The organism is Mesorhizobium sp. Arg314 (genome assembly GCF_053714275.1).
The window spans coordinates 56416-81226 of sequence record NZ_JBSKBP010000009.1 but is presented as its reverse complement, the minus strand read 5'-3'; the positions used below and the strand labels follow the sequence as shown (position 1 = coordinate 81226).

24 protein-coding genes, 2 tRNA genes and 1 pseudogene are annotated in these 24811 nt (G+C 63.2%); 15 read left to right on the top strand and 12 right to left on the bottom strand.

Annotated elements, in window-relative coordinates:
* Positions 1-175: 175 nt before the first annotated feature.
* On the top strand, positions 176-1198 hold the full coding sequence (locus tag ACWGS9_RS12120) for an acyltransferase family protein (protein ID WP_454505465.1): 1023 nt from the start codon (positions 176-178) through the stop codon (positions 1196-1198).
* Between the two features lie 7 nt (positions 1199-1205).
* Here ACWGS9_RS12120 and ACWGS9_RS12115 read toward each other — a convergent pair whose 3' ends face one another.
* The 3 genes from ACWGS9_RS12115 to ACWGS9_RS12105 form a co-directional block, all read right to left on the bottom strand.
* Positions 1206-1691 (bottom strand): SRPBCC family protein, encoded by a 486-nt coding sequence (locus tag ACWGS9_RS12115; protein WP_454505464.1) that lies wholly within the window; start codon positions 1689-1691, stop codon positions 1206-1208.
* Between the two features lie 77 nt (positions 1692-1768).
* Complete coding sequence (locus ACWGS9_RS12110; RefSeq protein WP_454505463.1) at positions 1769-2278, bottom strand: GNAT family N-acetyltransferase; 510 nt, start codon at positions 2276-2278, stop codon at positions 1769-1771.
* Positions 2278-3033 (bottom strand): copper homeostasis protein CutC, encoded by a 756-nt coding sequence (locus ACWGS9_RS12105; protein ID WP_454505462.1) that lies wholly within the window; start codon positions 3031-3033, stop codon positions 2278-2280. The genes ACWGS9_RS12110 and ACWGS9_RS12105 overlap by 1 nt, the downstream gene beginning before the upstream one ends.
* Before the next feature lie 192 nt (positions 3034-3225).
* On the opposite strand from ACWGS9_RS12105, the gene ACWGS9_RS12100 reads away from it, so the two are divergent.
* A complete protein-coding gene (locus ACWGS9_RS12100; protein WP_454505461.1) occupies positions 3226-3681 on the top strand; it encodes a carboxymuconolactone decarboxylase family protein in 456 nt (151 codons plus the stop codon).
* A 42-nt stretch (positions 3682-3723) separates the two neighbouring features.
* Here ACWGS9_RS12100 and ACWGS9_RS12095 read toward each other — a convergent pair whose 3' ends face one another.
* The 5 genes and pseudogenes from ACWGS9_RS12095 to ACWGS9_RS12075 all read right to left on the bottom strand — a co-directional run bounded on the left by ACWGS9_RS12095 (position 3724) and on the right by ACWGS9_RS12075 (position 7365).
* Positions 3724-4155, bottom strand: a complete 432-nt coding sequence (locus ACWGS9_RS12095; RefSeq protein ID WP_454505460.1) for a cupin domain-containing protein — start codon at positions 4153-4155, stop codon at positions 3724-3726.
* Between the two features lie 206 nt (positions 4156-4361).
* Positions 4362-4829, bottom strand: a pseudogene (locus ACWGS9_RS12090) (MFS transporter); the annotation flags it as partial.
* A gap of 118 nt (positions 4830-4947) precedes the next feature.
* A complete protein-coding gene (locus tag ACWGS9_RS12085; RefSeq protein ID WP_454505459.1) occupies positions 4948-5916 on the bottom strand; it encodes a D-2-hydroxyacid dehydrogenase in 969 nt (322 codons plus the stop codon).
* Positions 5917-5923: 7 nt separating this feature from the next.
* Positions 5924-6832, bottom strand: a complete 909-nt coding sequence (locus tag ACWGS9_RS12080; RefSeq protein WP_454505458.1) for a dihydrodipicolinate synthase family protein — start codon at positions 6830-6832, stop codon at positions 5924-5926.
* 341 nt (positions 6833-7173) lie between these two features.
* Positions 7174-7365, bottom strand: a complete 192-nt coding sequence (locus tag ACWGS9_RS12075; RefSeq protein ID WP_454505457.1) for a hypothetical protein — start codon at positions 7363-7365, stop codon at positions 7174-7176.
* A 284-nt stretch (positions 7366-7649) separates the two neighbouring features.
* On the opposite strand from ACWGS9_RS12075, the gene ACWGS9_RS12070 reads away from it, so the two are divergent.
* Positions 7650-7916: a hypothetical protein gene (locus tag ACWGS9_RS12070; protein WP_454505456.1), complete on the top strand. Its 267-nt coding sequence runs from the start codon at positions 7650-7652 to the stop codon at positions 7914-7916.
* Between the two features lie 110 nt (positions 7917-8026).
* On the opposite strand, the gene ACWGS9_RS12065 is transcribed toward ACWGS9_RS12070, so the two are convergent.
* Positions 8027-8101: transfer RNA gene (locus ACWGS9_RS12065), tRNA-Asn, on the bottom strand.
* An 18-nt stretch (positions 8102-8119) separates the two neighbouring features.
* Between ACWGS9_RS12065 and ACWGS9_RS12060 the strand changes: the two genes are divergently transcribed.
* The 10 genes from ACWGS9_RS12060 to ACWGS9_RS12015 all read left to right on the top strand — a co-directional run bounded on the left by ACWGS9_RS12060 (position 8120) and on the right by ACWGS9_RS12015 (position 19696).
* On the top strand, positions 8120-8326 hold the full coding sequence (locus tag ACWGS9_RS12060; RefSeq protein ID WP_454505455.1) for a hypothetical protein: 207 nt from the start codon (positions 8120-8122) through the stop codon (positions 8324-8326).
* The gene (locus ACWGS9_RS12055; protein ID WP_320307162.1) at positions 8313-8576 is read left to right on the top strand and encodes a hypothetical protein; all 264 of its coding nucleotides are present in this window, start codon (positions 8313-8315) and stop codon (positions 8574-8576) included. Before ACWGS9_RS12060 ends, ACWGS9_RS12055 begins: the two co-directional genes overlap by 14 nt.
* A gap of 171 nt (positions 8577-8747) precedes the next feature.
* Positions 8748-8821, top strand: a tRNA-Cys gene (locus ACWGS9_RS12050).
* A gap of 92 nt (positions 8822-8913) precedes the next feature.
* Entirely contained in the window at positions 8914-9588 is a 675-nt protein-coding gene (locus tag ACWGS9_RS12045; RefSeq protein WP_454505454.1) for a protein-L-isoaspartate O-methyltransferase family protein, read from the top strand.
* A 183-nt stretch (positions 9589-9771) separates the two neighbouring features.
* Positions 9772-11154 (top strand): TolC family outer membrane protein, encoded by a 1383-nt coding sequence (locus ACWGS9_RS12040; RefSeq protein ID WP_454505453.1) that lies wholly within the window; start codon positions 9772-9774, stop codon positions 11152-11154.
* A gap of 264 nt (positions 11155-11418) precedes the next feature.
* Positions 11419-12258 (top strand): PopZ family protein, encoded by an 840-nt coding sequence (locus tag ACWGS9_RS12035; protein WP_454505452.1) that lies wholly within the window; start codon positions 11419-11421, stop codon positions 12256-12258.
* Positions 12259-12471: 213 nt separating this feature from the next.
* On the top strand, positions 12472-15255 hold the full coding sequence (locus ACWGS9_RS12030; RefSeq protein ID WP_454505451.1) for a valine--tRNA ligase: 2784 nt from the start codon (positions 12472-12474) through the stop codon (positions 15253-15255).
* A gap of 362 nt (positions 15256-15617) precedes the next feature.
* Positions 15618-16868, top strand: a complete 1251-nt coding sequence (locus ACWGS9_RS12025; protein WP_454505450.1) for an OmpP1/FadL family transporter — start codon at positions 15618-15620, stop codon at positions 16866-16868.
* Positions 16869-17157: 289 nt separating this feature from the next.
* On the top strand, positions 17158-18882 hold the full coding sequence (gene ilvD / locus ACWGS9_RS12020; protein WP_454505588.1) for a dihydroxy-acid dehydratase: 1725 nt from the start codon (positions 17158-17160) through the stop codon (positions 18880-18882).
* A complete protein-coding gene (locus tag ACWGS9_RS12015) occupies positions 18869-19696 on the top strand; it encodes a tetratricopeptide repeat protein (protein WP_454505449.1) in 828 nt (275 codons plus the stop codon). The genes ilvD and ACWGS9_RS12015 overlap by 14 nt, the downstream gene beginning before the upstream one ends.
* Before the next feature lie 153 nt (positions 19697-19849).
* On the opposite strand, the gene ACWGS9_RS12010 is transcribed toward ACWGS9_RS12015, so the two are convergent.
* The 3 genes from ACWGS9_RS12010 to erpA form a co-directional block, all read right to left on the bottom strand.
* A complete protein-coding gene (locus tag ACWGS9_RS12010) occupies positions 19850-20137 on the bottom strand; it encodes a hypothetical protein (protein WP_454505448.1) in 288 nt (95 codons plus the stop codon).
* A gap of 150 nt (positions 20138-20287) precedes the next feature.
* Positions 20288-21082: an exodeoxyribonuclease III gene (xth, locus tag ACWGS9_RS12005; protein ID WP_454505447.1), complete on the bottom strand. Its 795-nt coding sequence runs from the start codon at positions 21080-21082 to the stop codon at positions 20288-20290.
* Positions 21083-21242: 160 nt separating this feature from the next.
* The gene (erpA, locus tag ACWGS9_RS12000) at positions 21243-21590 is read right to left on the bottom strand and encodes an iron-sulfur cluster insertion protein ErpA (protein ID WP_454505446.1); all 348 of its coding nucleotides are present in this window, start codon (positions 21588-21590) and stop codon (positions 21243-21245) included.
* A gap of 70 nt (positions 21591-21660) precedes the next feature.
* Between erpA and ACWGS9_RS11995 the strand changes: the two genes are divergently transcribed.
* Both ACWGS9_RS11995 and argS read left to right on the top strand, forming a co-directional pair.
* Positions 21661-22890 carry a deoxyguanosinetriphosphate triphosphohydrolase gene (locus ACWGS9_RS11995; protein WP_454505445.1) on the top strand — a complete coding sequence of 410 codons (1230 nt, stop codon included), beginning with the start codon at positions 21661-21663 and terminating at the stop codon, positions 22888-22890.
* A 61-nt stretch (positions 22891-22951) separates the two neighbouring features.
* The gene (gene argS / locus ACWGS9_RS11990; protein ID WP_454505444.1) at positions 22952-24709 is read left to right on the top strand and encodes an arginine--tRNA ligase; all 1758 of its coding nucleotides are present in this window, start codon (positions 22952-22954) and stop codon (positions 24707-24709) included.
* Positions 24710-24811: the final 102 nt, after the last annotated feature.

Genomic DNA, 24811 nt, shown 5'->3' with positions numbered 1-24811 from the left:
CCTCGGCCCCTTTTTCTTTGCCATAACAAAGGTTTGAGCGGAAACGCCGGTCAAATTGCGGCTTCGCACTTGCACAAAGTTATCCCGCACTGCAAAATAAATCCGGCGGGAATACCAGATGGTCCGGGGCGCGAGCAACGCTTCGCATGCGGACCTCGAGTTGCGAAGGCACGGTATGACCGACATCTCCGCAGCGTCCGTTGTCCTACCGCGGGCCGCAGCCGACAAGGAAGCCAGGGCAAGACTTGCCTATCTCGACGGCTGGCGCGGCCTGTCGATCGCCTTGGTGCTGATCGGCCATTTTTTCCCCGTTCCCGGCATCAATTTCGGCGTTCTCGGCGTCGAGTTTTTCTTTGTGCTCAGCGGCCGGCTGATGGGCGAAATCCTGTTCATCGAGCGCTTTCCGCTGAAGAAATTCTTCAAGCGCCGCTTCTCGCGCATCTATCCCGCGCTGCTTGTGTTCGTGATCGCCGCCATGATCGGCCTTACCGGCACCTACATCGCCTTCAAATGGAAGGCGGCGCTGACGGCGCTGACCTTCACCTACAATTACGCCGGCATCCTGATCAACCGCGCGGGCGCGCTCGACCACATCTGGTCGCTCTGCGTCGAGGAGCATTCCTATATCCTCCTGGCGCTGATCAGCGTGGTGGTCACCGCAAGGGCGAATGTCGTGCGGCTGCTTCTGGTGCTGGCGCTGCTGGCAATGGCCAACGGCGGCATTTCGTACGGGGTTCTCGGCATGAGCTACGAGACCAGCTATTGGCGCACCGATGTGCATATCGCCTCGATCCTGCTGTCCGCCGCGATCTGCCTGCTCAAGGTAGACGGCCACCTGCCGGCTTTCCTGAAGAGTCAGCATGTGGCGCTGGCGGCAGCGGTTGGCGGCGTGTTGCTGTTCCTCGATCCTGTGCCGACCCCGATCCACTATCTTCTCGGCGTGCCGCTGCTGGCGTTGGCGGTCAACACGCTCGACTTCGCGGGCGGCGCCCTGACGGGACTGTTGTCATCGCGACCGATGGTGATGCTCGGGCTATGGTCCTATTCGCTGTATCTCTGGCAGCAGCCTTTCTACAAATTCGTCGATGAGCGCGGCAGCGCGCCGATCCCGATGCTGGCGGTCGTGTTCGCCTGCGCGCTTGGGAGCTACTACATCGTCGAAAAACCCGCTCGCGGCTGGCTCAACCGCAACTGGTGACTATCGGTCAGGCCTTGCTGTTTTTCCGCGCGGCCAGGTAACGGCGAAGGCCGGCTTCGCCGCGCGGTGTCGTCCAGCGATGGTTCCAGGCGAAGGCCGGCCTCAGCAGCGGCGCCAGGAGTTTGAGGATCGGCCTCTCGACCGTCACCTGCCAGATCAGGTCGACATGCGTGCCGGTTCCCGACGGCGACAATTCGGCCCGCCACACCCCGTCGAAATCGCCGAAGGTCTTCACCACCACCAGCCGGCCGGGCTCGAGCTCGGCGGCCTCGATGATGAAGTTCAGCTCATAGGGCAGGGCGCCGCGTGCCCTGGCCGTGGCGCGCGCGCCGACGACGCCCTTGCCCTTTTTGTCGAGCGGCTCGACCTCCTTATAGGCATCGCCCCACCAGAGCGGCAGCAACTGGGCGTCCGAGAGCACGTCCCATACTTCCTGGGGGGTGCCTTCAGGGATGTTCCAGCTTTCGTCGAAGCGGAAGACATTGCTCGCCATGATGCCGCGCCCCCAGCCAGTGGAGCGGCTATATTAGCTGCGGCTTGTTTTTCTGGCCAGCAGCGTTCGGAGCGCGTTCAGGCGGCGATCGGTTTTGCGTAATAGCGCACCGACTTCTTGCCGCCGTGGATCACCGCATCGCCGACTTCGGCGAAATCGAGTGCCGCGTGGAAGGCATCGGAAGCCGGGTTGGGCGGATCGGCATTGACCTCGCAGGTGACGATCGTGTGGCCGGCGCGCCGGGCATGCTCAAACAGATCCTCATAGAGGCGGCGGGCATGGCCGCGGCCACGCGCCTCGGCTGCGACCACCACGCGGTCGACATAGACGAAGCGCGGATAGCGCTCACGAAACCAGAGGAAGTTCGGGCTGTCGTAGCGGGCACCTTGGTCGAAGCACATGATGAAGGCTTCAAGCGCGCCGATGCGGCGGGCGTAGAAAGCTTCGCCGAGCAGGAATGAAAGGCGTTCCGGCTCGAACCAGGACAGCTCTGCCGCGTGCTCGTTGTTGAGCGCGAGGATGACGGCCTCGTCGTCGGGCGAGACGCGTTCGATCGGCAGCAATTCCTTGGTCATCGTCGTTGCCATCAGGCCCGCGCGGCCGCGATCGTTGCCGCGACCCGGGCTTCGTCGGTCACCGTGTTGCGGTATTCGCGGTCGAGGTCGGTGCCGCCCATGCCGACATTCCGGTTGCGGTAGCGCATGGCGCTCGGCACGTCCGCGAGCGCGGCGAAATGCATCTCGGTCAGTCCGGTCCGCTTGCCCACCTCACCGATATTGTCGGGCGCCAGCCCGCCGCAGCCGAGGATGATGATGCGCTCGCCCGCCTGGCGAACAAGCTGTGCCAGCAGCTCGAGACCTTCGACCGCCGTATCGCGCTGGCCGCTGGTCAGCACACGGCCCACCTTGCAGCGGATCAGGGCTTCGAGCGCCTCGGTCGGATCGCGCGTCATGTCGAAGGCGCGGTGGCAGGTGACGTTGAGGGGGCCGGCAGCCTCAACCAGTGCGCCCATGCGCGCCTCGTCGATGGCTCCGTCGGCGGTCAGGCAGCCGACGACGACGCCGCCCACGCCGAGCTCGCGAAGCGCTTCGACATCGGCCAGCATCGAGCGGTATTCGGCCTCGCTGTAGAGGAAATCGCCGCCGCGCGGCCGAACGATGACATGGAAGGGGATGGTCGCGCGTTGAAGCGCGGCGCGCACCGTGCCGAGGCTCGGCGTGATGCCGCCTTCGATCAGGCTGGCGCAGAGCTCGACCCGGTCGGCGCCGGCAGCCTGCGCGGCAAGCAGCCCCTCAATGCCTTCGACGCAGATTTCGATCAGGGGTCTTTGCGTGTCCGCCACCGGTTTCCATCCATGCTTTCGAGGAGATGGCCAGCCCTAGCATCGGACGGGTCGTCGCGAAAGCGGCAACGATCGGTCCAGCCGTGGAAGTCGCTTGACAATTCATAACTCCAAAGTTATGGATAACTCATAACTGAAAAGTTATTGAATGGTGCGGACACTATCGGCCGCAAGGTTCCGAGGAGACGGACGATGGAAGCAAGATTGAAGAACCCGGTGATGCTCATTCCCGGCGCAATGCAGGCATTGCTGGCGCTCGACAAGTCGACCGAAGCCGGCGATGTGCCCTATGTCACGCGCAAGCTCATTCATCTTCGCGCCAGCCAGATCAATGCCTGCGCAGTCTGCGTCGACATGCACGCGCGCGAGCTGAAGAAAGCCGGCGAAAAGGACGAGCGGATCTTTGCCGTGTCCGCATGGCGCGAAACGCCTTACTTCACCGGTGCTGAACGCGCGGCCCTTGCACTCGCCGAGGCCGCGACGCGGCTGGCCGACCGCTCCGACGCTGTACCTGACGACGTCTGGGATGAGGCCGCCCGCCACTATGACGACAAGGCGCTCGCCGCCCTGGTGATCCAGATCGCCCTGATCAACGCCTTCAACCGCCTGAACGCCACCACGCGGCAACCCGTTGGGGCCTGGGGGTGAGGCAACAAACGGGCGCCAGCTTCGTAGCGGACGCCTGTCGGCTTACTGCTTGAGGATCGTGTTCTTGGTGCCCTGTTCGACCTGGTCGATCACCAACAGCTTCACCGGATCGGCGCCGATGTTGGTGGCCTGGTGCCATTGGTCGATCATCTCGACGATGAAGTCGCCGGTCTTGTAGGTGTTGGCGGCGCCAGTCTCGACATTGGTGACCTTGAGCGTTCCCTGCTCGACGTAGGCGTAGCGCGGGAAGGGGTGTTTGTGCACGGGGAGCGTCGCGCCCGGGGCGATCTGATAGGCAGAGACCTGAACCTCGACATTCTTTTGCGGCAGGGTGATCGGTTGGCCGGACGCGGTCGTCGTCTTCGACGCCAGCGGCGTCACCACGACCGGCGTGTTCGAGCTGTCCAGAGCATTCGCGCTGGTCGTGAGAAATGCCGCCGCCAAAAACAGCCCCGATGCCGTAATGTTGCGCATGACGTCCCTCCAGAAGCCGCCAGCTTGGCGCGGAGGACGCTAAGGCGCAAGCTCCGGATGGCGGAATAGCTAATGCTTCGCCGGCGCGGGTTTGGGCGGCCGGAGCAGCAAAGCGAGCGGCACAAGCACTGCCGTTGGCACCGCGCAATAGAAGAAAACATCGACATAGGCGAGCAGCGACGCCTGGCGGCCGATCTCCTGTCCGTGACCGCGATGCCGTAGAGCGCAAAGGCTTGGGAGCGCTTCTCCGGCGGGAAAGTGTCGGCGAGGATCGATTGCTCGCTCGGCGCCATGCCACCGCCGCCGATCCCCTGCAGGATGCGGAAGGCAATCAGCGTCGGGAGGTTGGGTGCCAGTCCGCACAGCAGCGATGCGAGCGTGAAGGTCGCCACGCAGATCATGTAGTAGCGCTTGCGGCCAATGACGCTGGTGAGCCAGCCGCTGACCGGGATGATCACGGAGTTGGCGACGAGATAGGTGGTGATTACCCACGTGCTCTCGTCCATGCCGGCGGCCAGGCTGCCGGCGATGTTGCGCAGCGCGACGTTGGCGATCGAGGTATCCAGCACCAGCATGAAGGTCGCGATCGAGACGACGATCGCGATCAGCCAGGCGTTGCGGCCGCCGGCGGCCGATCGGCTCTCGCCGCCCTGGGCTATCGCCGCATCGCTCATCGCTTCGATCTGCGACCACCGCCGCGCCTGTCCTGTGACATAGGATTGTTCCCTTCCGATTTCTTTTTCTTCGCAATTCCGGACGGAAAACCGCGGCGCACTTTCCTGGAATTGCTTTTCAGTAACCGCGTTCCGGATTGACCACGTTTTCCAGCGGCTCGCCGCGGCGGTAGCGCGCCAGATTGTCGGCGAACATGCGCACCGACTTGATGTCCCAGCCGTCATAGACGGCCGCGCAATGCGGCGTGACCGCGACATTGTCGTAGCTCCAGAGCGGATGCTCCGCAGGCAGCGGCTCGGTTGCGAAGACGTCGAGCGCCGCGCCCTTGATCCGCTTGTTGTCGAGCGCGCTCAGCAGCGCGGCTTCCTCGACGACGCCGCCGCGCGAAATGTCGATGAGGACGGCGGACGGCTTCATCGCGGCAAAGGCGGCCTCGCCAAGCAGGCCGCGGGTGGTAGGCAGCAAAGGCACACAGCAGACGATGAAGTCGGCACGGCCAATCAATGCCAGCAGTGCGTCGGGACCTCGCACTTCGTCGAGCGACGGCATCGGCTTCGGTCGGGCGCGGATGCCGAGCGTGCGCATGCCCATTGCCTGTGCGCGGCGCGCAACGGCCTCGCCGGTCTTGCCGAGGCCGACGATGAGGACGGTCTTGCCCTCGATCGGCTCGACGCGGCCGCCGCCCCATTGGCGAGCCTCTTGCCGACGCTCGAAGCCGCGCAGGTCGAGCGAGAAGGAGAGCATGGCGCCGAGCGCATATTCGGCCAGCATGCCGGCCGCGACGCCTGCGGAATTGGTCACCGTCACCCGCGTCGGATCCCAACGCCCGAGATGGTCGGTGCCGGAGCCGCCGATCGACACCCATCTCACTGTCCGGCTCTCGGTGAGCGCCTGGCGCGGATAGCGCGGCGTGCCGTCGAAGCGGATGGAATAGACCACTTCGGCGGCGGTCCGTTCGATCAACGCCGCAAGGCCGGCGTAGGTTTCGCAGGCATGCACATCGAGGTCCGGATGCGTCTCGCCAAGCACAGCCATGGCGCCGGCCGGCTTGTCTGTGTGCAGGATGACGGTTGGGCGCGCCGACATCGCGACCTCAATTGCGGCCGATATGATCAGCGGCGCTGCCGAGCGCGGCAAGCAGAGTCTGCCCGTTCTCCAGCGTCGCATTCTCATGCGGCGCGCGCAGGTTCAGCCAGCGCCTGTCACTGGTGCGGACCGCAAGCACCGCCTTCATCGCCGGGATCAGGCCGGCGTCCTGGATCACCTTCCTGAACGCCTTGACGGCGGCATCGGCCTCGGTGACGTCCTCGCCTTTCCGGGCCGCATCATAGAGCCGGCGGATGGCGGCGGCGTTCAGGTTGACCGTCGCCGAAATGCAGCCGGCCGCGCCACTGGCGAGACCTTTGGTGAGCTGCGCCTCGGAGCTCGGAAAGACCGAAATATCGGGCGCGGCGGCGATGACGGCGGCGGTGTTGTTCCAGTCGCCGGCGCTGTCCTTGTAGGCGACCACCGTCTCCGGAAAGGCCTTGCTGAGCCGGGCCGCCAGGGCGGGACTGACCGGCACGCCCGAGTTCTGCGGGATGTGGTAGAGGATCACGCGCATCGAAGGTTTTGCAACCTTCTCGATCAGTTCGCTGTAATAGCGTGCCTGCCCGTTGTCGCCGGCGCCGGTGTAGAAGAAGGACGGCAGCACCATCACCGCGGCGCAGCCGAGGCCGACGGCATGCGCCGACAGCTCGACCGTTTCGGGCAGCGCGGTGACGCCGGTTCCAGGCATCAGCCGGTTCGGCGCGATGCCGGCCTCGACCAGCCATTCCAGCGCTTGCATGCGCTCGCTGAGCGACACCGACGGCGCTTCACCTGTCGTGCCGAAGGGCGAGAGGAAATGCGCGCCCTGGCCGAGCACCCATTTGGCGTGGGATATCCAGAGATCGCGCGCGATGCGGCCGTCGTCTTCGAACGGCGTCAGGATCGGGGCGATGGTTCCTTGCGGGCGGGTCATGAATGTCCTCTATGATGCTGGTCTATGTGCTTGGCCACCGCCGCCACGGTGCGGGCGAAATGAGCCGAGGCGGTGATGTCGAAGAGTATGTCGATACCTGTCGGCGAGGGCGATAATCTAGGATCGCGGGGGAGCAGCGCAAGCGGTGGACGCCTTGCCCTTAGCGGCCCGACAGTTCCGCGTTGGGGTGCGTTGGGATGAACCGCCGGGCCTTGCCGACTCGGCGGGGAGCCGGCTGAAGCAGAGGTTATATTAGCACGGATGCATGAAATTCACGGTTGATGACGTTCCACCGCTTTTCGCGCGGAGGCGGAAAGGGCTGGACGCCTTGTCCTTAAACCCTACTCACGCGCAGCTTTCTCAAGTCCGGTTGCTAACCCTGCCAAGAGCCTGGAAGACAGTTCACGGGACCGCTCGATGTGCCGGCGGTTCTTCTCGATGAGTTCCTGCGTTTCCTTGACACGGATCAGGCTTTGCCGCTCCCTTTCATCGAGGTGCTTCGCCAGCTTTTTGGTGTCGTCGATCTGTTGCATGACAATGACCGCCTTCAAATCGGGACGCGTCCGCCTGCGTTAGAAACTCGCGAGGATCGGAAACTGTTCCGTTGCCGGAAGGCGACGAGCGCGAATGCGAGAGCTACAGCGGCTTGTAATATTATTACGCTTGCGAAACGACAGGCCCGGCGGCTTAGGCTTCCGGGCCTTTTTGTTCGCGGGCCTCAATGGTTATGCGACTGCCTCGTCATTCTAATCGATGATGAAACCCATCATTACCCGATGTAAACTAGGCGCAACCATTTCGGGTGAGGGCGTTTTCCATGAAGAAACTCATTGTCTTTGGCATAGCAATCGTATTGGCCGCCACCGGAGCAGCCGTAGCGAAGGAGAAGAAAAAGGTTGCCACCGCTCAGGCTGCGACCTCGTGTTCTGCAGCGCATCTTAAGGCTAGGAACAAGACGACCCCGAAACTGGATTGCAAATCGACGGGCACCGTTGTTGCGCGACCGTCAAATGGGGCCGCAAATTTCCTGGACCATCCGCACTTAGGGTACGACACCAATCCGTGGATCCGAACCGGCTATTGACGGCGGCTTCGGCTCCGGACCTTTTCGTTTGTAGCCGCAGATGTAGCCCAGAAAGAAATTTGCCAGGAATTTGGCAGCAGGTCGTTACAAGCTAAGCGCTTGAAAGACGGTGGCTCCCCGGGCCGGATTCGAACCAGCGACCAACCGGTTAACAGCCGGTTGCTCTACCACTGAGCTACCGGGGAACGGAGGCTCTGACGTGAGTGGCGCAGCCTATAGCAAACACCTTTCGTCTTTGCAAAGCAGCAATTCGTAATTTTTCTCCAGTTTTTAATGCGGCTATTTGTGGCATCGTTTCGGCATGCCCACATATGAAGGGCTTCACACCGGCACGGAACAAAGCTGTCGGTTATCGCCTTTTGGTATGGCTTCGCCAGCAGATGGGATTTGTTTTGAATGACGGCAGCTGACGATGACAGCGCCCCGGCGCGCAAGATTTCGATCTTCGGCCGCGAATTCGCGATGCCACGGTCGCGCGGCTTGCGAATCGTGATTGGCATGCTGCTCACCCTTGGCGGAATTCTGGGTTTTCTGCCGATACTCGGTTTCTGGATGATTCCGCTCGGGCTGCTGGTGCTGTCCTATGAATTCGCGATGATCCGGCGCCACCGGCGGCGATTCGTCGTCTGGTGGGAACGCCGGCGGCGTCCCGACCGATGAGCCTGCGGCGGTGGCCCGGCGCCTCAGCCAGAACGTTCCCGGGCCGGTCACAACCGATTGGTAATCACCACTTTGGCGCCGCATGCGAAAGCGTCGGGAATGACGCGCCAGCGCTTGACGACCTTTGAGCGCCAACATAATGAGTTCGCTCGGAACGCCGGGAGCATGCGAGGCCTCGTGGCGGAGTGGTTACGCAGAGGACTGCAAATCCTTGCACCCCGGTTCGATTCCGGGCGAGGCCTCCAGATGCTTGCGGGCTCCAGCGCTGTCGTGCTGGAGCGGGGGTTCCAGTTGAAGTTGAGCCGCGCGTCTGGCGCGGGGAGCGGATTGTTGGGACATGAGCGCTGATTTCTCCGAACGCCGCGTGAAGATGGTCGACGGCCAGGTCCGCACCACCGATGTGACCAGCGCGCCGCTCATCGAAGCGATGCTGAGCGTCCCGCGCGAGGCCTTTGTCGGCGCCGGGCAGCAGGATCTTGCCTATATCGACGAGGACATTCGCATCGCCGACGGCGCCAATGGCGGCGGCGCGCGTTATCTGATGGAGCCGTCGCCGCTCGCAAAGCTTTTACAACTGGCTGAAATCGAGGCCGGTGATTCGGTGCTCGATGTCGGTTGCGGCTCCGGATACTCCGCCGCATTGCTGTCCCGGCTCGCGCGTTCCGTCGTCGCGCTGGAGAGCGATCCCGCGCTGGCGGAGGCCGCGAAATCCACGCTTTCCAGCCTTGGCTGCCAGAACGTCACCGTGGTGACCGGGCCGCTGCCGCAAGGCCAGGCCGCCAAAGGGCCTTATAACGTCATCTTCATCGGCGGCAGCGCCGAGGAAGTGCCGCCGGTCTTGCTCGATCAGCTTGCGGAAGAAGGACGTCTGGTTGTGGTCGAAGGGCAAGGCAACTCTGGCGTGGCCCGGCTGTTTTTCAAGGCAGGAGGGGTTGTAACCGGAAGACGGGCCTTTAATGCGGCAATTAAGCCACTACCGGGCTTCGAACGCGCACACGCGTTTGAATTCTGAGCGTTTTTGCCTTGCAGCGAAGGCGCTGTCATGATCGCTTGCGCCTGACAATCGTTGCTGATCGGTTAACCGGAAGTTCGGGAGGCAGTCAGCGGGGGAACGATAAACAACGCGGCGCTGGCCGATCCGTAAGGGTAGGCCGACGTGGCGTAGTTCCCATGCAAAACGAATGAGGGAAATAACGTGCCGTTTGTACGTAAGACCATTTTAGCAGCTACGCTCGTCTCCGCCACCGCGCTGTCGCCGCTAGCCGCATCGGCCGAAACCATCACGGGCGCTCTCGCCAAGGCCTATCAGTACAACTCGCAGCTCAACGCCGCTCGCGCCGGCGTGCGCGTCACAGATGAGGGCGTGGCCATCGCCAAGTCGGGCTGGCGCCCGACCGTCACTGGTTCGAGCAGCATCGACTACACAAGCACACGTGTTCAGGGCGCCACCCAAAACCTGACCACCGGCAGCTTCGGTATTCAGATCAACCAGACGCTGTTCGACGGCTTTCAGACCAAGAACAACGTCGCCGCCGCCGAATCACAGGTGAAGGCTTCGGTGGAAAGCCTGCGCAACACCGAAGAGAACATCCTGTTCAACGCGGCAAGCGCCTATATGGATGTGATTCGCGACCGCCAGGTCGCCGCGCTGACCGCGCAGAACCTGCAGTTCCTGACCGAGCAGGCGCGCGCTGCCCGTTCACGCTTCGAGGTTGGTGAGGGCACCCGCACCGACGTCGCCCAGGCCGATGCCTCACGCGCAACCGCCGTGGCGCAGTTGAGCGCCGCCCGCGCGACGGCGCTGGCGAGCGCCGCCACCTATCATCAGATCGTCGGCGACGAACCCGGCAAGCTCAAGGCGGCCTCGCCGTTGGCCAAGCTGTTGCCGGGGAATCTCGATTCCGCGCTGGCTGTGGCTTCGGCTGACCATCCGGCGATCCTTTCGACCCAGCATCTCGTCGATGCGGCGGCGTTTTCGGTGAAATCCTCGGAAGGCGCGCTGCTGCCGCAGGTGACCGCCTCCGCAGGCATTTCGGACAACTACAGCCATTCCTCTCCTGCTTCCGTCAGCCGCCCCAACGGCAGCTCGACTTCGGCCAATATCGGCGCCACGCTGACCATTCCGATCTATTCGGGCGGTCGGACCTCGGCAATTGTGCGGCGAGATAAGGAATCGCTCAGCGAGGCTCGCATCCAGGTCGACGTCAGCCGTGATCAGGTGCGCCAGGCCGTGGTCTCGGCCTGGACGCAATATGTCGCCGCACGCGAAAGCTTGGATGCCAACAGGCAGGTTATCGACGCCGCGCAACTGGCGCTCAACGGCGTCATCGAGGAGCGCAATGTCGGCCAGCGCACCACGCTGGACGTGTTGAACGCACAGAACACCGTCATCACCGCCAAGATCAACCAGGCGAGTTCCGAACGCGACGTGGTCGTGGCGAGCTACGCCATCCTGTCGGCGATGGGACACCTGTCGGTTGATCGGCTGGGCCTTGCGGTGACGAAATACAAGCCGGAAGAGCATTACAACGCCGTCAAGGACAAGTGGTACGGCCTGCGCACGCCTGACGGGCGCTGATTTCCGACACCACGCTTCCGTCAAACGCCGCGTATCCGATGGATGCGCGGCGTTTGCCTTTCTGCCTGGCTCCAGGGCTCCAAGCCGCCTAATCTGTTGAAATCCAAGGAGTCCCCAGATTGGGGATTCTCGGATCGCGATCGGTCGGTTACGCTGTCGGCATTGATTCGAATTCCGGCCCGGGCAGGAACGGAATTCTTGAACAGGTCAAGTTCTTGATCAGGTCAAGTTCTTGATCAGGTCACTAGGGCGGCGGATGTGACGATGGCGACGGCAAGCAGCGCGCAGCGCGAACCTTCCATGGAAGAGATACTGGCTTCCATCCGAAGGATCATCGAAGACAGCGACACCGGGCGCAAGCAGCCGGCCGAAGCCAGTGAGCTGCGCCAGGATCTGGAACCAGCCGCGGTTACCGTGCCCCCAGCTACTGTGCCAAATGTCGAGGTCGACGCCTTTCGTTCCGAATTGCATGCCGACGCCGGCCCCCGCAAGCCGGTGACGCTGGCGGAAGTCCAGGCCCAGCTTGCAGCGACCGATCCGGTGCTTGCGCGCGCCGAGGCTCGCCCCGAGCCGGTGAAGGCGGCGCCGGCGACCCCGGCGGAGGTCGGTGCCAGGAGCGCCGTCGAGCCGAGCGCGCCGGCGGCCGCGAGCAAGCCGCCCGCGGCAAACACGCCGCAGACCGCCGAAACCATTGTCGCCGATTGGCGGCGGGAAATCGCTGCGGCCGGAGGCGGCACGGTCACCGCGAAACCGGCCGTCCGGGCTCCGCAAGCCGCGCCGCGGGTCGAGATCGAGGAGCCCGAGATCGAGAAGGAAGAGCCGACTGCGGAAGCTTCCCCGCATGCCGGCGCTTACCAGGTATCCGCACCGGAGGCTCAGCCGGCTCGACCAGCGATCCTTTCCGAGCATACGGGCAGACAGGTTGCCGCTGCCTTCGGCGAGCTTTCCGACGCTTTTGCCAGCCGTGGCAAGAAGAGCTTCGATGACATGGCCGAGGAGATGCTGCGGCCGATGCTGCAGGATTGGCTCGACAACAACCTGCCGACGCTGGTCGAAAGGCTGGTGCGCGAGGAGATCGAGCGCGTGGCGCGCGGGGCGCAGTAAGCTGCCGCAACACGCAGGCCCACAAGCACCGCCTTGGGGCGGTGCTTTTTTGTTTGAGGCTGCTTAGGGGGAGCGCTGCCGTCCGGCCGGCCGGCATTGCCGCTGGTCGAGGCCAGGCCTATCTGTGGGAGTGATCGCTGCTCTCGCGGTTGACTCGGCCAAGACCTTCCGATTTACACCGGACGCTTGTTCCCGACAGTTCGGACTTCCTCCATGCTTGAAAAGACCTACGACGCCAAAACCGTCGAGCCGAAGATCGCCAAAATCTGGGAAGAGGCCGATGCCTTCCGGGCTGGCGCCGGCGCGGAGGAGGGGGCAGAAGCCTTCACCATCGTCATCCCGCCGCCGAACGTCACCGGTTCGCTGCATATGGGGCATGCGCTCAACAACACGCTGCAGGACATTCTCGTGCGCTTCGAGCGCATGCGCGGCAAGAACGTGCTTTGGCAGCCCGGCATGGATCACGCCGGCATCGCCACGCAGATGGTGGTCGAGCGCCAGCTCATGGAAAAGCAGATCCACCGCCGCGACCTCACGCGTGAACAGTTCATCGAGAAAGTCTGGGAGTGGAAGGCCGAATCCGGCGGCGCGATCTTCAACCAGCTGAAGCGGCTCGGCGCCTCGGCCGACTGGTCGCGCGAACGTTTCACCATGGACGAAGGCCTGTCCAAGGCTGTGCTGGAAGTCTTCGTCACGCTCTACAAGGAAGGCCTCATCTACAAGGACAAGCGCCTTGTGAACTGGGACCCGAAGCTGCTCACCGCCATTTCCGACCTCGAGGTCGAGCAGCACGAGGTCAATGGCAATCTCTGGCACTTCCGCTATCCGATCGAAGGCGAGGCGTTCGACCCGCAGAACCCGAAGACCTTCATCACGGTCGCCACGACGCGCCCCGAGACGATGCTCGGCGACACGGCCGTGGCCGTGCATCCGGATGACGAGCGCTTCGCCGATCTGGTCGGCCGCAACGTCGTGCTGCCGATCGTCGGCCGCAAAATACCGATCGTCGCCGACGAGTATTCCGATCCGGAAAAAGGGTCCGGCGCGGTCAAGATCACGCCGGCGCACGACTTCAACGATTTCGAGGTCGGCAAGCGCCACAAGCTGCCGGCGATCAATATCCTGACGGTCGAAGCGGCCATCAAGCTGAAGGACAACGAGGACTTCCTCGACGGTCTCGAGGCCACGCCGGAGCGCCAGACCGTCTGGGACGAGCTCGACGGGCTCGACCGTTTCGCCGCGCGCAAGAAGATCGTCGAGCTGATGGAAGCGGGCGGGTTCGTCGACCAGATCGAGCCGCACCGGCACGCCGTGCCGCATGGCGACCGCGGCGGCGTGCCGATCGAGCCGTTCCTGACCGAGCAGTGGTATGCCAATGCGGCGGAGCTGGCCAAGCCGGCGATTGCCTCGGTGCGCGATGGCCGTACCAATTTCGTGCCGAAGAACTGGGAGAAGACCTATTTCGACTGGATGGAGAACATCCAGCCCTGGTGCATTTCGCGCCAGCTCTGGTGGGGCCACCAGATCCCGGCCTGGTACGGGCCGGATGGGCGTGTCTTCGTCGAGAAGACCGAGGAAGAGGCACTCGCTGCGGCAATCGAATATTATCTGGCGCTGGAAGGGCCGTGGAAGGCCTGGGTCGAGGACAAGCTCGAGAATTTTCAGCCTGGCGAGATCCTGACCCGCGACGAGGACGTGCTCGACACCTGGTTCTCCTCGGCGCTGTGGCCGTTCTCGACGCTCGGCTGGCCCGACCATACACCGGAGCTCAAGACCTATTACCAGACCGACGTGCTGGTGACCGGCTTCGACATCATCTTCTTCTGGGTCGCCCGCATGATGATGATGGGCCTGCACTTCATGCGCGAGGAGCCGTTCCACACCGTCTATGTGCACGCGCTGGTGCGCGACAAGAACGGGCAGAAGATGTCGAAGTCGAAAGGCAACGTCATCGATCCGCTCGACCTGATCGACGAATACGGCGCCGACGCGCTGCGCTTCACGCTGACCGTGATGGCGGCGCAGGGACGCGACGTGAAGCTCGATCCGGCGCGCATCGCCGGCTACCGCAATTTCGGCACCAAGCTGTGGAACGCGACGCGCTTTGCCGAGATGAACGAGGTCGCGCGCAACGACGATTTCTGGCTGAACGACGCCAAGCTGCCGGTCAACCGCTGGATCCTGACGGAACTGACGCGGGCGGCGGGCGCGGTCACCGAAGGCATCACCAGTTACCGCTTCAACGAGGCGGCGACTGCTGCCTACCGCTTCGTCTGGAATCTGTTCTGCGACTGGTATCTGGAACTGTTGAAGCCGGTGTTCATGGGCATGGACGAGGCCGCCAAGGCCGAGAGCCGGGCCTGCGTCGCCTTCGTGCTCGACGAGATCTACAAGCTCCTGCATCCGATGATGCCGTTCATGACCGAGGAGTTGTGGGCGCAGACCGCGGGCGAGGGCAAGGAGCGCTCCTCGTTGCTTTGCCATGCCGCCTGGCCGTCGCCCGACTTCGAGGACGAAGAGGCCGCCGCCGACATCAACTGGCTGGTCGACCTTGTCTCGGGCATCCGCTCGGTGCGTTCGGAAATGAACGTGCCGCCGGCGGCGATAGCGCCGCTGATGGTGATCGGCGCCAACACCCTCACGCAAGAGCGGCTCGAGCGTCACGCCCAGGCGATCAAGCGGCTGGCGCGCGTCGGCGATATCGCGCTCGCCGATGCGCCGCCCAAGGGCTCGGCCCAGATCGTGCTCAACGAGGCGACGGTGAGCCTGCCGCTCGGCAGCCTGATCGACCTCCAGGCCGAGGCCGCGCGGCTGCAGAAGGAACTGGCGAAGGTCACCGAAGAGATCGCCCGCCTGCACAAGAAGCTTTCCAACGAGAAGTTCGTCGCCAACGCGCCGGAAGAAGTGGTCGAGGCCGAGCGCGAGAAACTCGCCGAATATCGCGAGGCGCAGGAGAAGCTTTCGGTGGCTTTGACCCGGGTCCGCGACGCCGGCTGAGCGGCGAGATTCGCCCTCGCCGTCGAGGCGCTTTCCGGTACGTTAGCTGCCTCGAAAACAGGCGTGCCGCTACGTTAATTTTGACGTAAAGGGAAAGTTAGCGCCCCATTGTTGCCATAATGTAACAATTGGGCCCCGCCAGCCCCAAAATGGGCTGTTTTGCCCTGTTTTGGGCAGTTTCTTCGGATTTTTTCGATCGTTTGACGCCGGTAGTCGCGATTTAGGCGCCAATTGCGTCGCCCCTCACCATGGCAAAAATAGGTGCAATCAAGATGTACATGTACAGCTCTTGAAATCGTTGTTGCGTCGTTAACCCGAATTGGTTCTAGCTTGAGCCACTTGTATTTCGGGGAGGGATTTCCATGAATATTCTGCGTCTCAAAGCACTGTTCGGGGCAGGGTGTTTTTCGCTGGCCATGCTTGGCGCCGCGATGCATCCGGCACATGCCGGCGGTCTCGAGCGCGGTGGCTACGACATCGATCTGCTTTTCGACCCGTCGCCGGTCGCGACCGAGGCGGAAGCTACGTATGTGATGCCGGATCGCAAGTACAAGAATGCGAAGGGGCCTGGAGGGGCCGACTTTAGCCCCTTCGGCTTCAGCGCCACGGCCGATGGTGCGGAGCCTTATTGGGTGCCGCGCATCGGCGTGAAGGCTCAGGTCGTCCAAGGCGTGGATTGTATGGTCGACTATTCACAGCCGTGGGGCGCCCACACCGCCCCTGGCGCCTCGTGGAATGGCGCGTTTTCGAACGTCGAAACGGATATCAAGAGCAATAACTACGCCGGTACCTGCTCCTACAAGTTCGATGCCGGCAAGGGCCAGCTCCGCTTCATCGGCGGCGTTTTCTACCAAGACATTTCAGGCTTCAAGGAAAGCTTGGTGGGTTTCAATCCATTTGGGCCGTCACCGATGGGCCGCGTCGACCTCGAGGCCAACGGCTGGGGCTGGCGCGCCGGCGTTGCCTACGAAATCCCTGAGATCGCGCTTCGGGCCAGCTTGGTCTACAATTCGAAAGTCAAGCTTGACAACATCTCGGGTACGCTGGATCTGACGAGTATTGGTCAGGGCGTGATCCCAATCTACGGCTCCACGCAGTACATGCCTGACTCGGTCGAATTGAAACTGCAGTCGGGTATCGCTCCCGGCTGGCTCGCATTTGGTTCGATCAAATGGGTTAACTGGAGCACTCTCCAAAGTGTTCCGATCTGTTCCGAGCAAACCAGAGGTTTGGCTGCGTGTACATCGGTTTCCCCCAGGCCGGTCCGGCTTACCTCTCTTGACCTGATGTATCGTGACGGCTGGACTGTTTCCGGCGGCGTAGGTCACAAGTTCAATGATCAATGGAGCGCCGCAGGTCAGCTTAGTTGGGATCGCGGAACGTCGCATGGCTATGGCGTCCAAACCGATACCTGGACGCTCGGCGGCGGTGTTGCCTACACGCCCCGGCCAAATATTGAGCTTCGCTTGGCGGGTGCCATCGGCGTCATGACCAGCGGCCATTCCGGAACGCTTACTGACGCGAATGGATATACCGCGGGCACAGACGCCACCTATGACGTCGGCAACGATCTGATCACGGCGATTTCTGGCGGAATCAAGATCAAGTTCTAAGTTTCTGAAAATTCAACGAAAAGGCCGGGAAACGCCCGGCCTTTCTTGTTGTGCGGCGCCGGTTCAACCTGGTCTCTCCGCCCATTGTTGCAATTTCGCCGCGCAACCGGCGTCCCATGCGATTGTGACGTTTCGGCAACAGTTTATGAACAACCCCCGCGCTAAATGGCTTGCCGAGGGAACTGCCCATTTCCCGCCATAAACCCGGAGCACCCGAGATAGGTCTCGGGATGCGTGCCAGGTTGGCCCGTCGATGGGACCGGCCGCGGGGTGTGCGGCAAGGACGATGATGGACGCCAAGGTAATCTCCAAGGCCAAGCTGCCCAGCCGCTACGTGACCGTTGGTCCGGCGCGCGCGCCGCATCGCTCGTATCTCTATGCGATGGGCCTGTCGGCGGCCGAGATCGCGCAGCCTTTGGTCGGCGTCGCCAGCTGCTGGAATGAGGCGGCACCCTGCAACATCTCGCTGATGCGCCAGGCGCAAGTGGTGAAGAAGGGCGTCGCGGCCGCCAAGGGCACGCCGCGCGAGTTCTGCACCATCACCGTTACCGACGGCATCGCCATGGGCCACCAAGGCATGAAATCGTCGCTGGTGTCGCGCGAGGTGATCGCCGATTCGGTCGAGCTCACCATGCGCGGCCATTGCTATGATGCGCTTGTCGGGCTCGCCGGCTGCGACAAGTCGCTGCCCGGCATGATGATGGCGATGGTGCGCCTCAACGTGCCGTCGATCTTCATCTATGGCGGCTCGATCCTGCCCGGCAACTATCGCGGCCGGCAGATCACCGTGCAGGACGTGTTCGAAGCGGTCGGCCAGCATTCGGTCGGCACGATCAGCGATGGCGAACTGCTCGAGATCGAGCAGGCGGCTTGTCCTTCGGCTGGGTCCTGCGGCGCCCAGTTCACCGCCAACACCATGGCGACCGTCGCCGAGGCGATCGGCCTTGCGCTGCCCTATTCCTGCGGCGCGCCGGCGCCTTACGAAATGCGCGACCGCTTCAATTTCGCCTCCGGCGAAAAGGTCATGGAGCTGATCGCCAAGAACATCCGGCCGCGCGACATCGTAACCCGCAAGGCGCTGGAGAACGCGGCGACCGTCGTGTCGGCCACCGGCGGTTCGACCAATGCGGCATTGCACCTGCCGGCGATCGCGCATGAAGCCGGCATCAAGTTCGACCTGTTCGACGTGGCCGCGATCTTCGAGAAGACGCCCTATATCGCCGACCTCAAGCCGGGCGGCAAATATGTCGCCAAGGACATGTTCGAGGCCGGCGGCATTCCGCTCTTGATGAAGACGCTGCTCGACCACGGCTATCTGCATGGCGACTGCATGACGGTCACTGGCCGCACTTTGGCCGAAAATATGGAGCACGTTTCCTGGAATGAGAGCCAGGATGTTGTGCGTCCCGCCAATCGGCCAATCACCAAGACAGGCGGCGTTGTGGGCTTGAAGGGCAACCTTGCCCCCGAAGGCGCGATCGTGAAGGTCGCGGGCATGTCGGAACTGAAATTCTCAGGCCCGGCGCGTTGCTTCGATTCGGAAGAGGAGTGCTTCGAAGCGGTCACGCAGCGCAATTACCAGGAAGGCGAGGTTCTCGTCATCCGCTACGAGGGGCCGCGCGGCGGCCCGGGCATGCGCGAGATGCTGTCGACGACGGCGGCGCTCTACGGTCAGGGCATGGGCGGCAAGGTGGCGTTGATCACCGACGGACGCTTCTCCGGCGCCACGCGCGGCTTCTGCATCGGCCATGTCGGGCCGGAGGCTGCGGTCGGCGGGCCGATCGGGCTGATCAAGGATGGCGACGTGATCTCGATCGATGCCGTGAAAGGCACGATCGAAGTGGCCCTGTCGGACGCCGAGCTGGCGGCCCGGGCAAAGAGTTGGAAGGCGCGCAAGACCGACTATCAGTCCGGCGCGATCTGGAAATATGCGCAGACCGTAGGGTCGGCCCGCGACGGCGCGGTAACCCATCCGGGTGCCGCCAAAGAAACGCACTGCTATGCGGACATCTGAGGTGTTGAGGTCGTCTGTCTTTTCGGCACTGGTCGCTCTTGCGACCTTGGGCGCCGTCGGGCAGGCCATGGCCTTCGACGACAAGGTGTTCGACGACAAGACGGGGGTGAAGCCGCAGTCGAGCCCGTGGGCCGTGTTCCAGTTCGGCTTCTCCGCCTACAAGAACGGCCACAAGGACCAGGCGGTCGAGGCCTATAAATACGCCGCCGAGAACGGCCAGATCGGCGCCACCTGGAAGCTTGCACGCATGTATGCCGAGGGCGACGGCGTGACGCGCGACGATTATGCCGCCTTCAAGTTCTTCTCGGAAATCGTCGATCAGGATGTCGAGCCCGGCTCGCCGGAAGAAAGCTATGTGTCGGACGCGCTGGTGGCGCTCGGCGACTATCTGCGCAAGGGCATTCCCGGCACCCCGGTCGAGGAAAACGACGTTGCGGCGCAGGAATATTACATGCGCGCCGCCGCCAACTACCGCAATCCGAACGCCCAGTTCGAGATCGGCCAGATGTTCCTCAAGGGCGAGGGCGGCGTGAAGGCCAGTGTCAAGCAGGCAGGCCGCTGGTTGCAACTGGCGGCCGAGAAGGGCCATGCCGGCGCTCAGGCAACGCTCGGCAATCTCCTGTTCCAGAGCGGCAAGGTCGTGCGCGGCCTGGCGATGATGACGGCGGCGCTGCAGCGGGCTCCGGCGGTCGATCAGCCCTGGATCCGCAACATGCAGGAAGAGGCTTTCGCCGCGGCCGGCGAGGCCGATCGCCGGACCGCGATCTCGCTCGCCGACGACATCCTGACCAAGGGCAATAACGGCGACCAGTAAGCGCCGGATAATCTCCCCCCTTGAGGCCCTCGAGGGGAGATGGCCCCCGAAGCGGCCAGAGGGGGTCGTTTCGCGTGAGCGCCAGCCCCGATTCGAGGAAAGTTGCAGCAGCTGGGGTGACCCCTCGTCGCCTTCGGCGACATCAGCAGCGTATCAGTTCTCGGTCGGCTCCGCGGGCGCCGGGCCGGGCGTCGAGATCGATGTCGGGTGCGGTTTTGGCGCTTCTCCCGCACATTCGTCCTTGATCCTGGTCCAGGACGTGTTGTTGAGAACCATTTCGCAGCGGGCGAGGTGGCTTTCGCCGGCCACCGTCAGGCACGCCGTCTCGCCGACATTGAAGGATTTGCCGTTGGCAAGACAGGTTGGCGCCGCCAGCAACGGCGCCGGCGCGGCAAGCGCCAAAGCAAGGCCGACCGGCCAGAAAAGAAATCGGATCGCCATTCAACCCCCACAGCAACCCGCATCAAAGACCGGATTTGTGGCGATATCAGGGTCCAGGGACGCTTGAAACGCCGTCAGAGCAGTTCAGCGTTTGGTAGAATCGCTGGGCTCTAAAGCGCGTCGCCTGAATCCGTTTCAGCGCGACGCGCTTTAGGCCGGCTGCAGGCTGAGATCGATCGCGACCGGCACGTGGTCGGAAGGCTTTTCCCAGGCGCGGACGTGCTTTTCCACCGAGGCCGACGAGAAACGGTTGGCGGCTTCCGGTGACAGCAGCAGGTGGTCGATGCGGATGCCGTTGTTCTTCTGCCAGGCGCCGGCCTGATAGTCCCAGAAGGTGTAGACGCCGGCCTGGTCGGTCGCGGCGCGCACCGCTTCGGTGAAGCCGAGATTCTTCAGCCGGCGAAAGGCTTGCCTTGTCTGCGGCTGAAACAGCGCGTCGCCCAGCCAGTTTTCGGGAAACCGGGCATCGGCCGGCTCCGGGATGACATTGTAGTCGCCGGCCAGCACCAGCGCCTCCTCGAGCCGCAGCCGCTCCTGCGCCCAGCGCTCCAGCCGCGCCATCCAGGCCAGCTTGTAGGAAAACTTCCGTTCATCGTCGATCGGGTTGCCGTTCGGCAGATAGAGGGAAGCGACGCGCAAGGCGCCCTGGTCGGTCGAAAAGACGCCTTCGATGAAACGGGCATGGTCGTCCGCATCGTCGCCCGGCAGGCCGCGGTTGACCTCGTCGAAAGGCAGCTTCGACAGGATGGCGACGCCGTTGAAGCTCTTCTGGCCGTTGGTCTCGACATTATAGCCCAGCGCCTCGATCTCGGCGCGCGGAAACAGTTCGTCGACCGACTTGATTTCCTGCAGGCAGACGATATCCGGCGCGCTCTCGGTCAGCCAGTGGGTGAGGTTGCCGATGCGGGCGCGAACGCCGTTGATGTTCCAGGTGACGATCTTCATGCAGGCCTCGATGCTGTCCGGACGGAAGGCGTTCGACGAAGCCGATCGTATTGCCTGCGCGGACCTTTAGAAAGGCCATCCATTCGCATTCCTGCCATAGCCAAGCGACAGCCATGGCTATCCGGTTGCACCGGTTCAAGCTTTGCGAAGTTTCAGCCGATCATATGGAAAAACTGGTGCCGCAGCCGCAGGAAGCGACCGCGTTCGGATTCCTGATCTGGAAGGATTGGCCTATCAGGTCGTCGACGAAGTCGATCACCGAGCCGCCCATATAGACCAGCGACAGGTCGTCGATCAGGATGGTCGCGCCGTCCTTCTCGATGGCGACATCGTCGTCATTGCGGTCGCCGACGAGATCGAATTTGTAGGAAAAGCCGGAGCAGCCACCGCCTTCGACGGAGACGCGCAGAGCCGTCTTGCCCGGTTCGCCGGAGACAATCCTGGCAATCCGCTTTGCCGCGGCATCGGTCATTTCGACCTTCATGGCAGTCTTGGCATCCGCGCCCATCGGCGTCACCTTGCTTTCGGTTTCACATGATAGGTATGAAGCAGGCGGGCCTGAGTCAACTGGTGGGTCAATGGACGAGCGGCAAGGCAAGGGTGCTCTTGGCGACATCGGATTCGGCTATCGGCCGCGCGCTGTCTATGCGAGCGACCCGGCGCGCTCGCGCGGGCGCCTGTTCGACGAGCCCGAAAGCCCGACCCGCACGCCGTTCCAGCGCGACCGCGACCGCATCATCCATTCCACCGCCTTTCGCCGGCTGAAGCACAAGACCCAGGTCTTCGTCGCGCATGAGGGCGACCACTACCGCACGCGGCTGACGCATTCGATCGAGGTGGCGCAGATCGCCCGCGCGCTGGCGCGGGCCTTGCGCGGCGACGAGGATCTCGCCGAAGCAATCGCCTTGGTCCACGATTTCGGCCACACGCCGTTTGGCCACACGGGCGAAGATGCGCTCAACGAAAAAATGGTCGCCTGGGGCGGCTTCGATCACAACGCGCAGTCGCTGCGCGTGGTTACGCGGCTCGAACGGCGCTATGCCGAATTCGACGGGCTGAATCTGACCTGGGAAACGCTGGAGGGGCTGGTCAAGCACAACGGCCCGCTGACCGACGCGAGCGGGAAGGGGCTCAAGGGCCCGGTGCCGCAGGCGATCCGCGACTATTCGGAGCTGCATGACCTCGAACTCGACCGCTTCGCCGGCATCGAGGCGCAATGCGCCGCCATCGCCGACGACATCGCCTACAACACCCATGACATCGACGACGGCCTGCGCTCCGGCTTCCTGACGCTGGACATGCTGAGGGAGGTTGGCCTGCCGGGCTCGATCCTGAACGGCGTGCGCGCCAAATATCCTCAGCTTGACGACGTCCGCACCGGCCACGAGCTGATGCGGCGGCAGATCACGTTGATGGTCGAGGATGTCATCGTATCGACCACGGCCAATATCGAGCGCCTGAAACCCGACAGTGCCGATGCGGTGCGGACAGCGTGCGAAACCTTGGTGACCTTTTCGGCAGGCATGGCCACGGCCGAGAAGGAATTGAAGGCCTTCCTCTACAAGCATCTTTACCGGCATCCGGAAGTGATGCGGGTGCGGGCCGACGCCGAGCGGATCGTGCGCGAGCTGTTCGACGTCTATTTCGCCGATCCACGCGCCATGCCGGATGGCTGGCGCGAGGGGCTCGACAGGGCCGAGGATCGCATCAAGGCGCGCAGCGTCGCCGACTTCCTGGCCGGCATGACCGACACCTATGCGCTCAAGGAACATCGTCGTCTGTTTGACCATACGCCCGATTTGAGCTAGGGCGAGCCTCGATTTTGCCGGCCAAGCAGCCGGTCGCCTCTTAAAGCCCAGAGCACTTCCAATGAATATCTTCGCCGACTTCAACGCTCGGATCGTAAAAGCCGTCCAAGCCCTTGACCTGAAAGACAAGGAGGGGGCTGCGCCTGACCTGTCGCGTATCACGGTCGAGCCGCCGCGCGATGCAAGCCATGGCGATCTCGCCACCAACGCGGCGATGGTGCTGGCCAAGCCCACCGGCCAGAACCCGCGCGCGCTTGCCGAAAAACTGGCCGAAGCGATCCGCGCCGATGCCGACGTTGCCTCGACCGATGTCGCCGGGCCGGGCTTTGTCAATCTCAGGCTCAAGGACGCGTTCTGGCACAGGCATCTGGCAGCGCTGCTCGGCGAGGGGCGCGACTACGGCCGCTCGGACATCGGCGGCGGCCGCAAGGCCAATGTCGAATACGTCTCGGCCAATCCGACCGGCCCCATGCATGTCGGCCATTGCCGCGGCGCCGTGGTCGGCGACACTTTAGCCAATCTGATGGCTTTCGCCGGCTACGACGTCACCAAGGAATATGTCATCAACGACGCCGGCTCGCAGATCGACGTGCTCGGCCGTTCTGCGCTGCTGCGCTATCGCGAGGCGCTCGGCGAGGACATTGGCGAGATCCCGTCCGGCCTCTATCCGGGCGACTATCTGGTCCCGGTGGGCAAGGCGCTGGCCGAGGAGTTCGGCCTCGGCCTGCTGGAGATGCCGGAAGAGGAAGCGCTGGCGATCGTCAAGGACCGCACGGTCGATGCGATGATGGCGATGATCCGCGAGGATCTGGCGTTGCTCAACGTGCGTCACGATGTGTTCTTCTCCGAGCGCACGCTGCATGCCGACAATGCCAAGAAGATCCGGGCGGCAATCGCCGACCTGACGCTGAAGGGCCATATCTACAAGGGCAAGCTGCCGCCGCCGAAAGGCGAGAAGCCAGACGATTGGGAAGACCGCGAGCAGACCCTGTTCCGCTCGACCGCGGTCGGCGACGACATGGACCGGGCGCTGGTCAAGTCCGACGGTTCCTTCACCTATTTCGCCGCCGACGTCGCCTATCTCAAGGACAAGGTCGACCGCGGCTTCATCGATCTGATCTATGTGCTCGGCGCAGACCATGGCGGTTATGTGAAACGGCTCGAAGCGCTGGCGCGGGCGGTTGCCGGCGATACCGTCAAGCTCACCGTGTTGCTTTGCCAACTCGTAAAGCTGTTTCGTGACGGCGAGCCGGTCCGGATGTCGAAGCGGTCCGGCGATTTCGTCACATTGCGCGACGTGGTGGAGGAGGTTGGTCGCGACCCGATCCGTTTCATGATGCTTTACCGCAAGAACGACGCGCCGCTCGATTTCGACTTCGCCAAGGTGACCGAGCAGTCGAAGGACAATCCGGTGTTCTACGTTCAATACGCGTCGGCGCGCTGCCATTCGGTTTTCCGGCAGGCGAGCGAGCAACTGGGCGAGGCGAATTTCGATCGCAACCGGCTCACCGCCTCCGTGGCGGCGCTGACCGACGAAGGCGAAATCGCGCTGATCCGGAAGCTGGCCGAATACCCACGACTGATCGAATCCGCTGCGCTTTCGCTGGAGCCGCACCGGCTGGCATTCTACCTCTACGATCTGGCTTCCGGCTTCCACGCACAATGGAATCGCGGCCACGACAACCCGGACTTACGTTTTGTTAAGGTTAACGACCGAGAATCAACCTATGCCAGACTAGGGCTGGTGCAGGCTGTTTCGGATGTCTTGACCTCCGGCCTGACGCTGATCGGGGCAGACGCGCCCACCGAAATGCGTTAGGTTTAACTAAAAAACCTGTCACCTTTTGCCCACATTGCGCTGGTAAGGGCCAACCCTGCGCGACGTCCATGGCGTCCGACTGTGTGCGAGTTCGGGAACAAT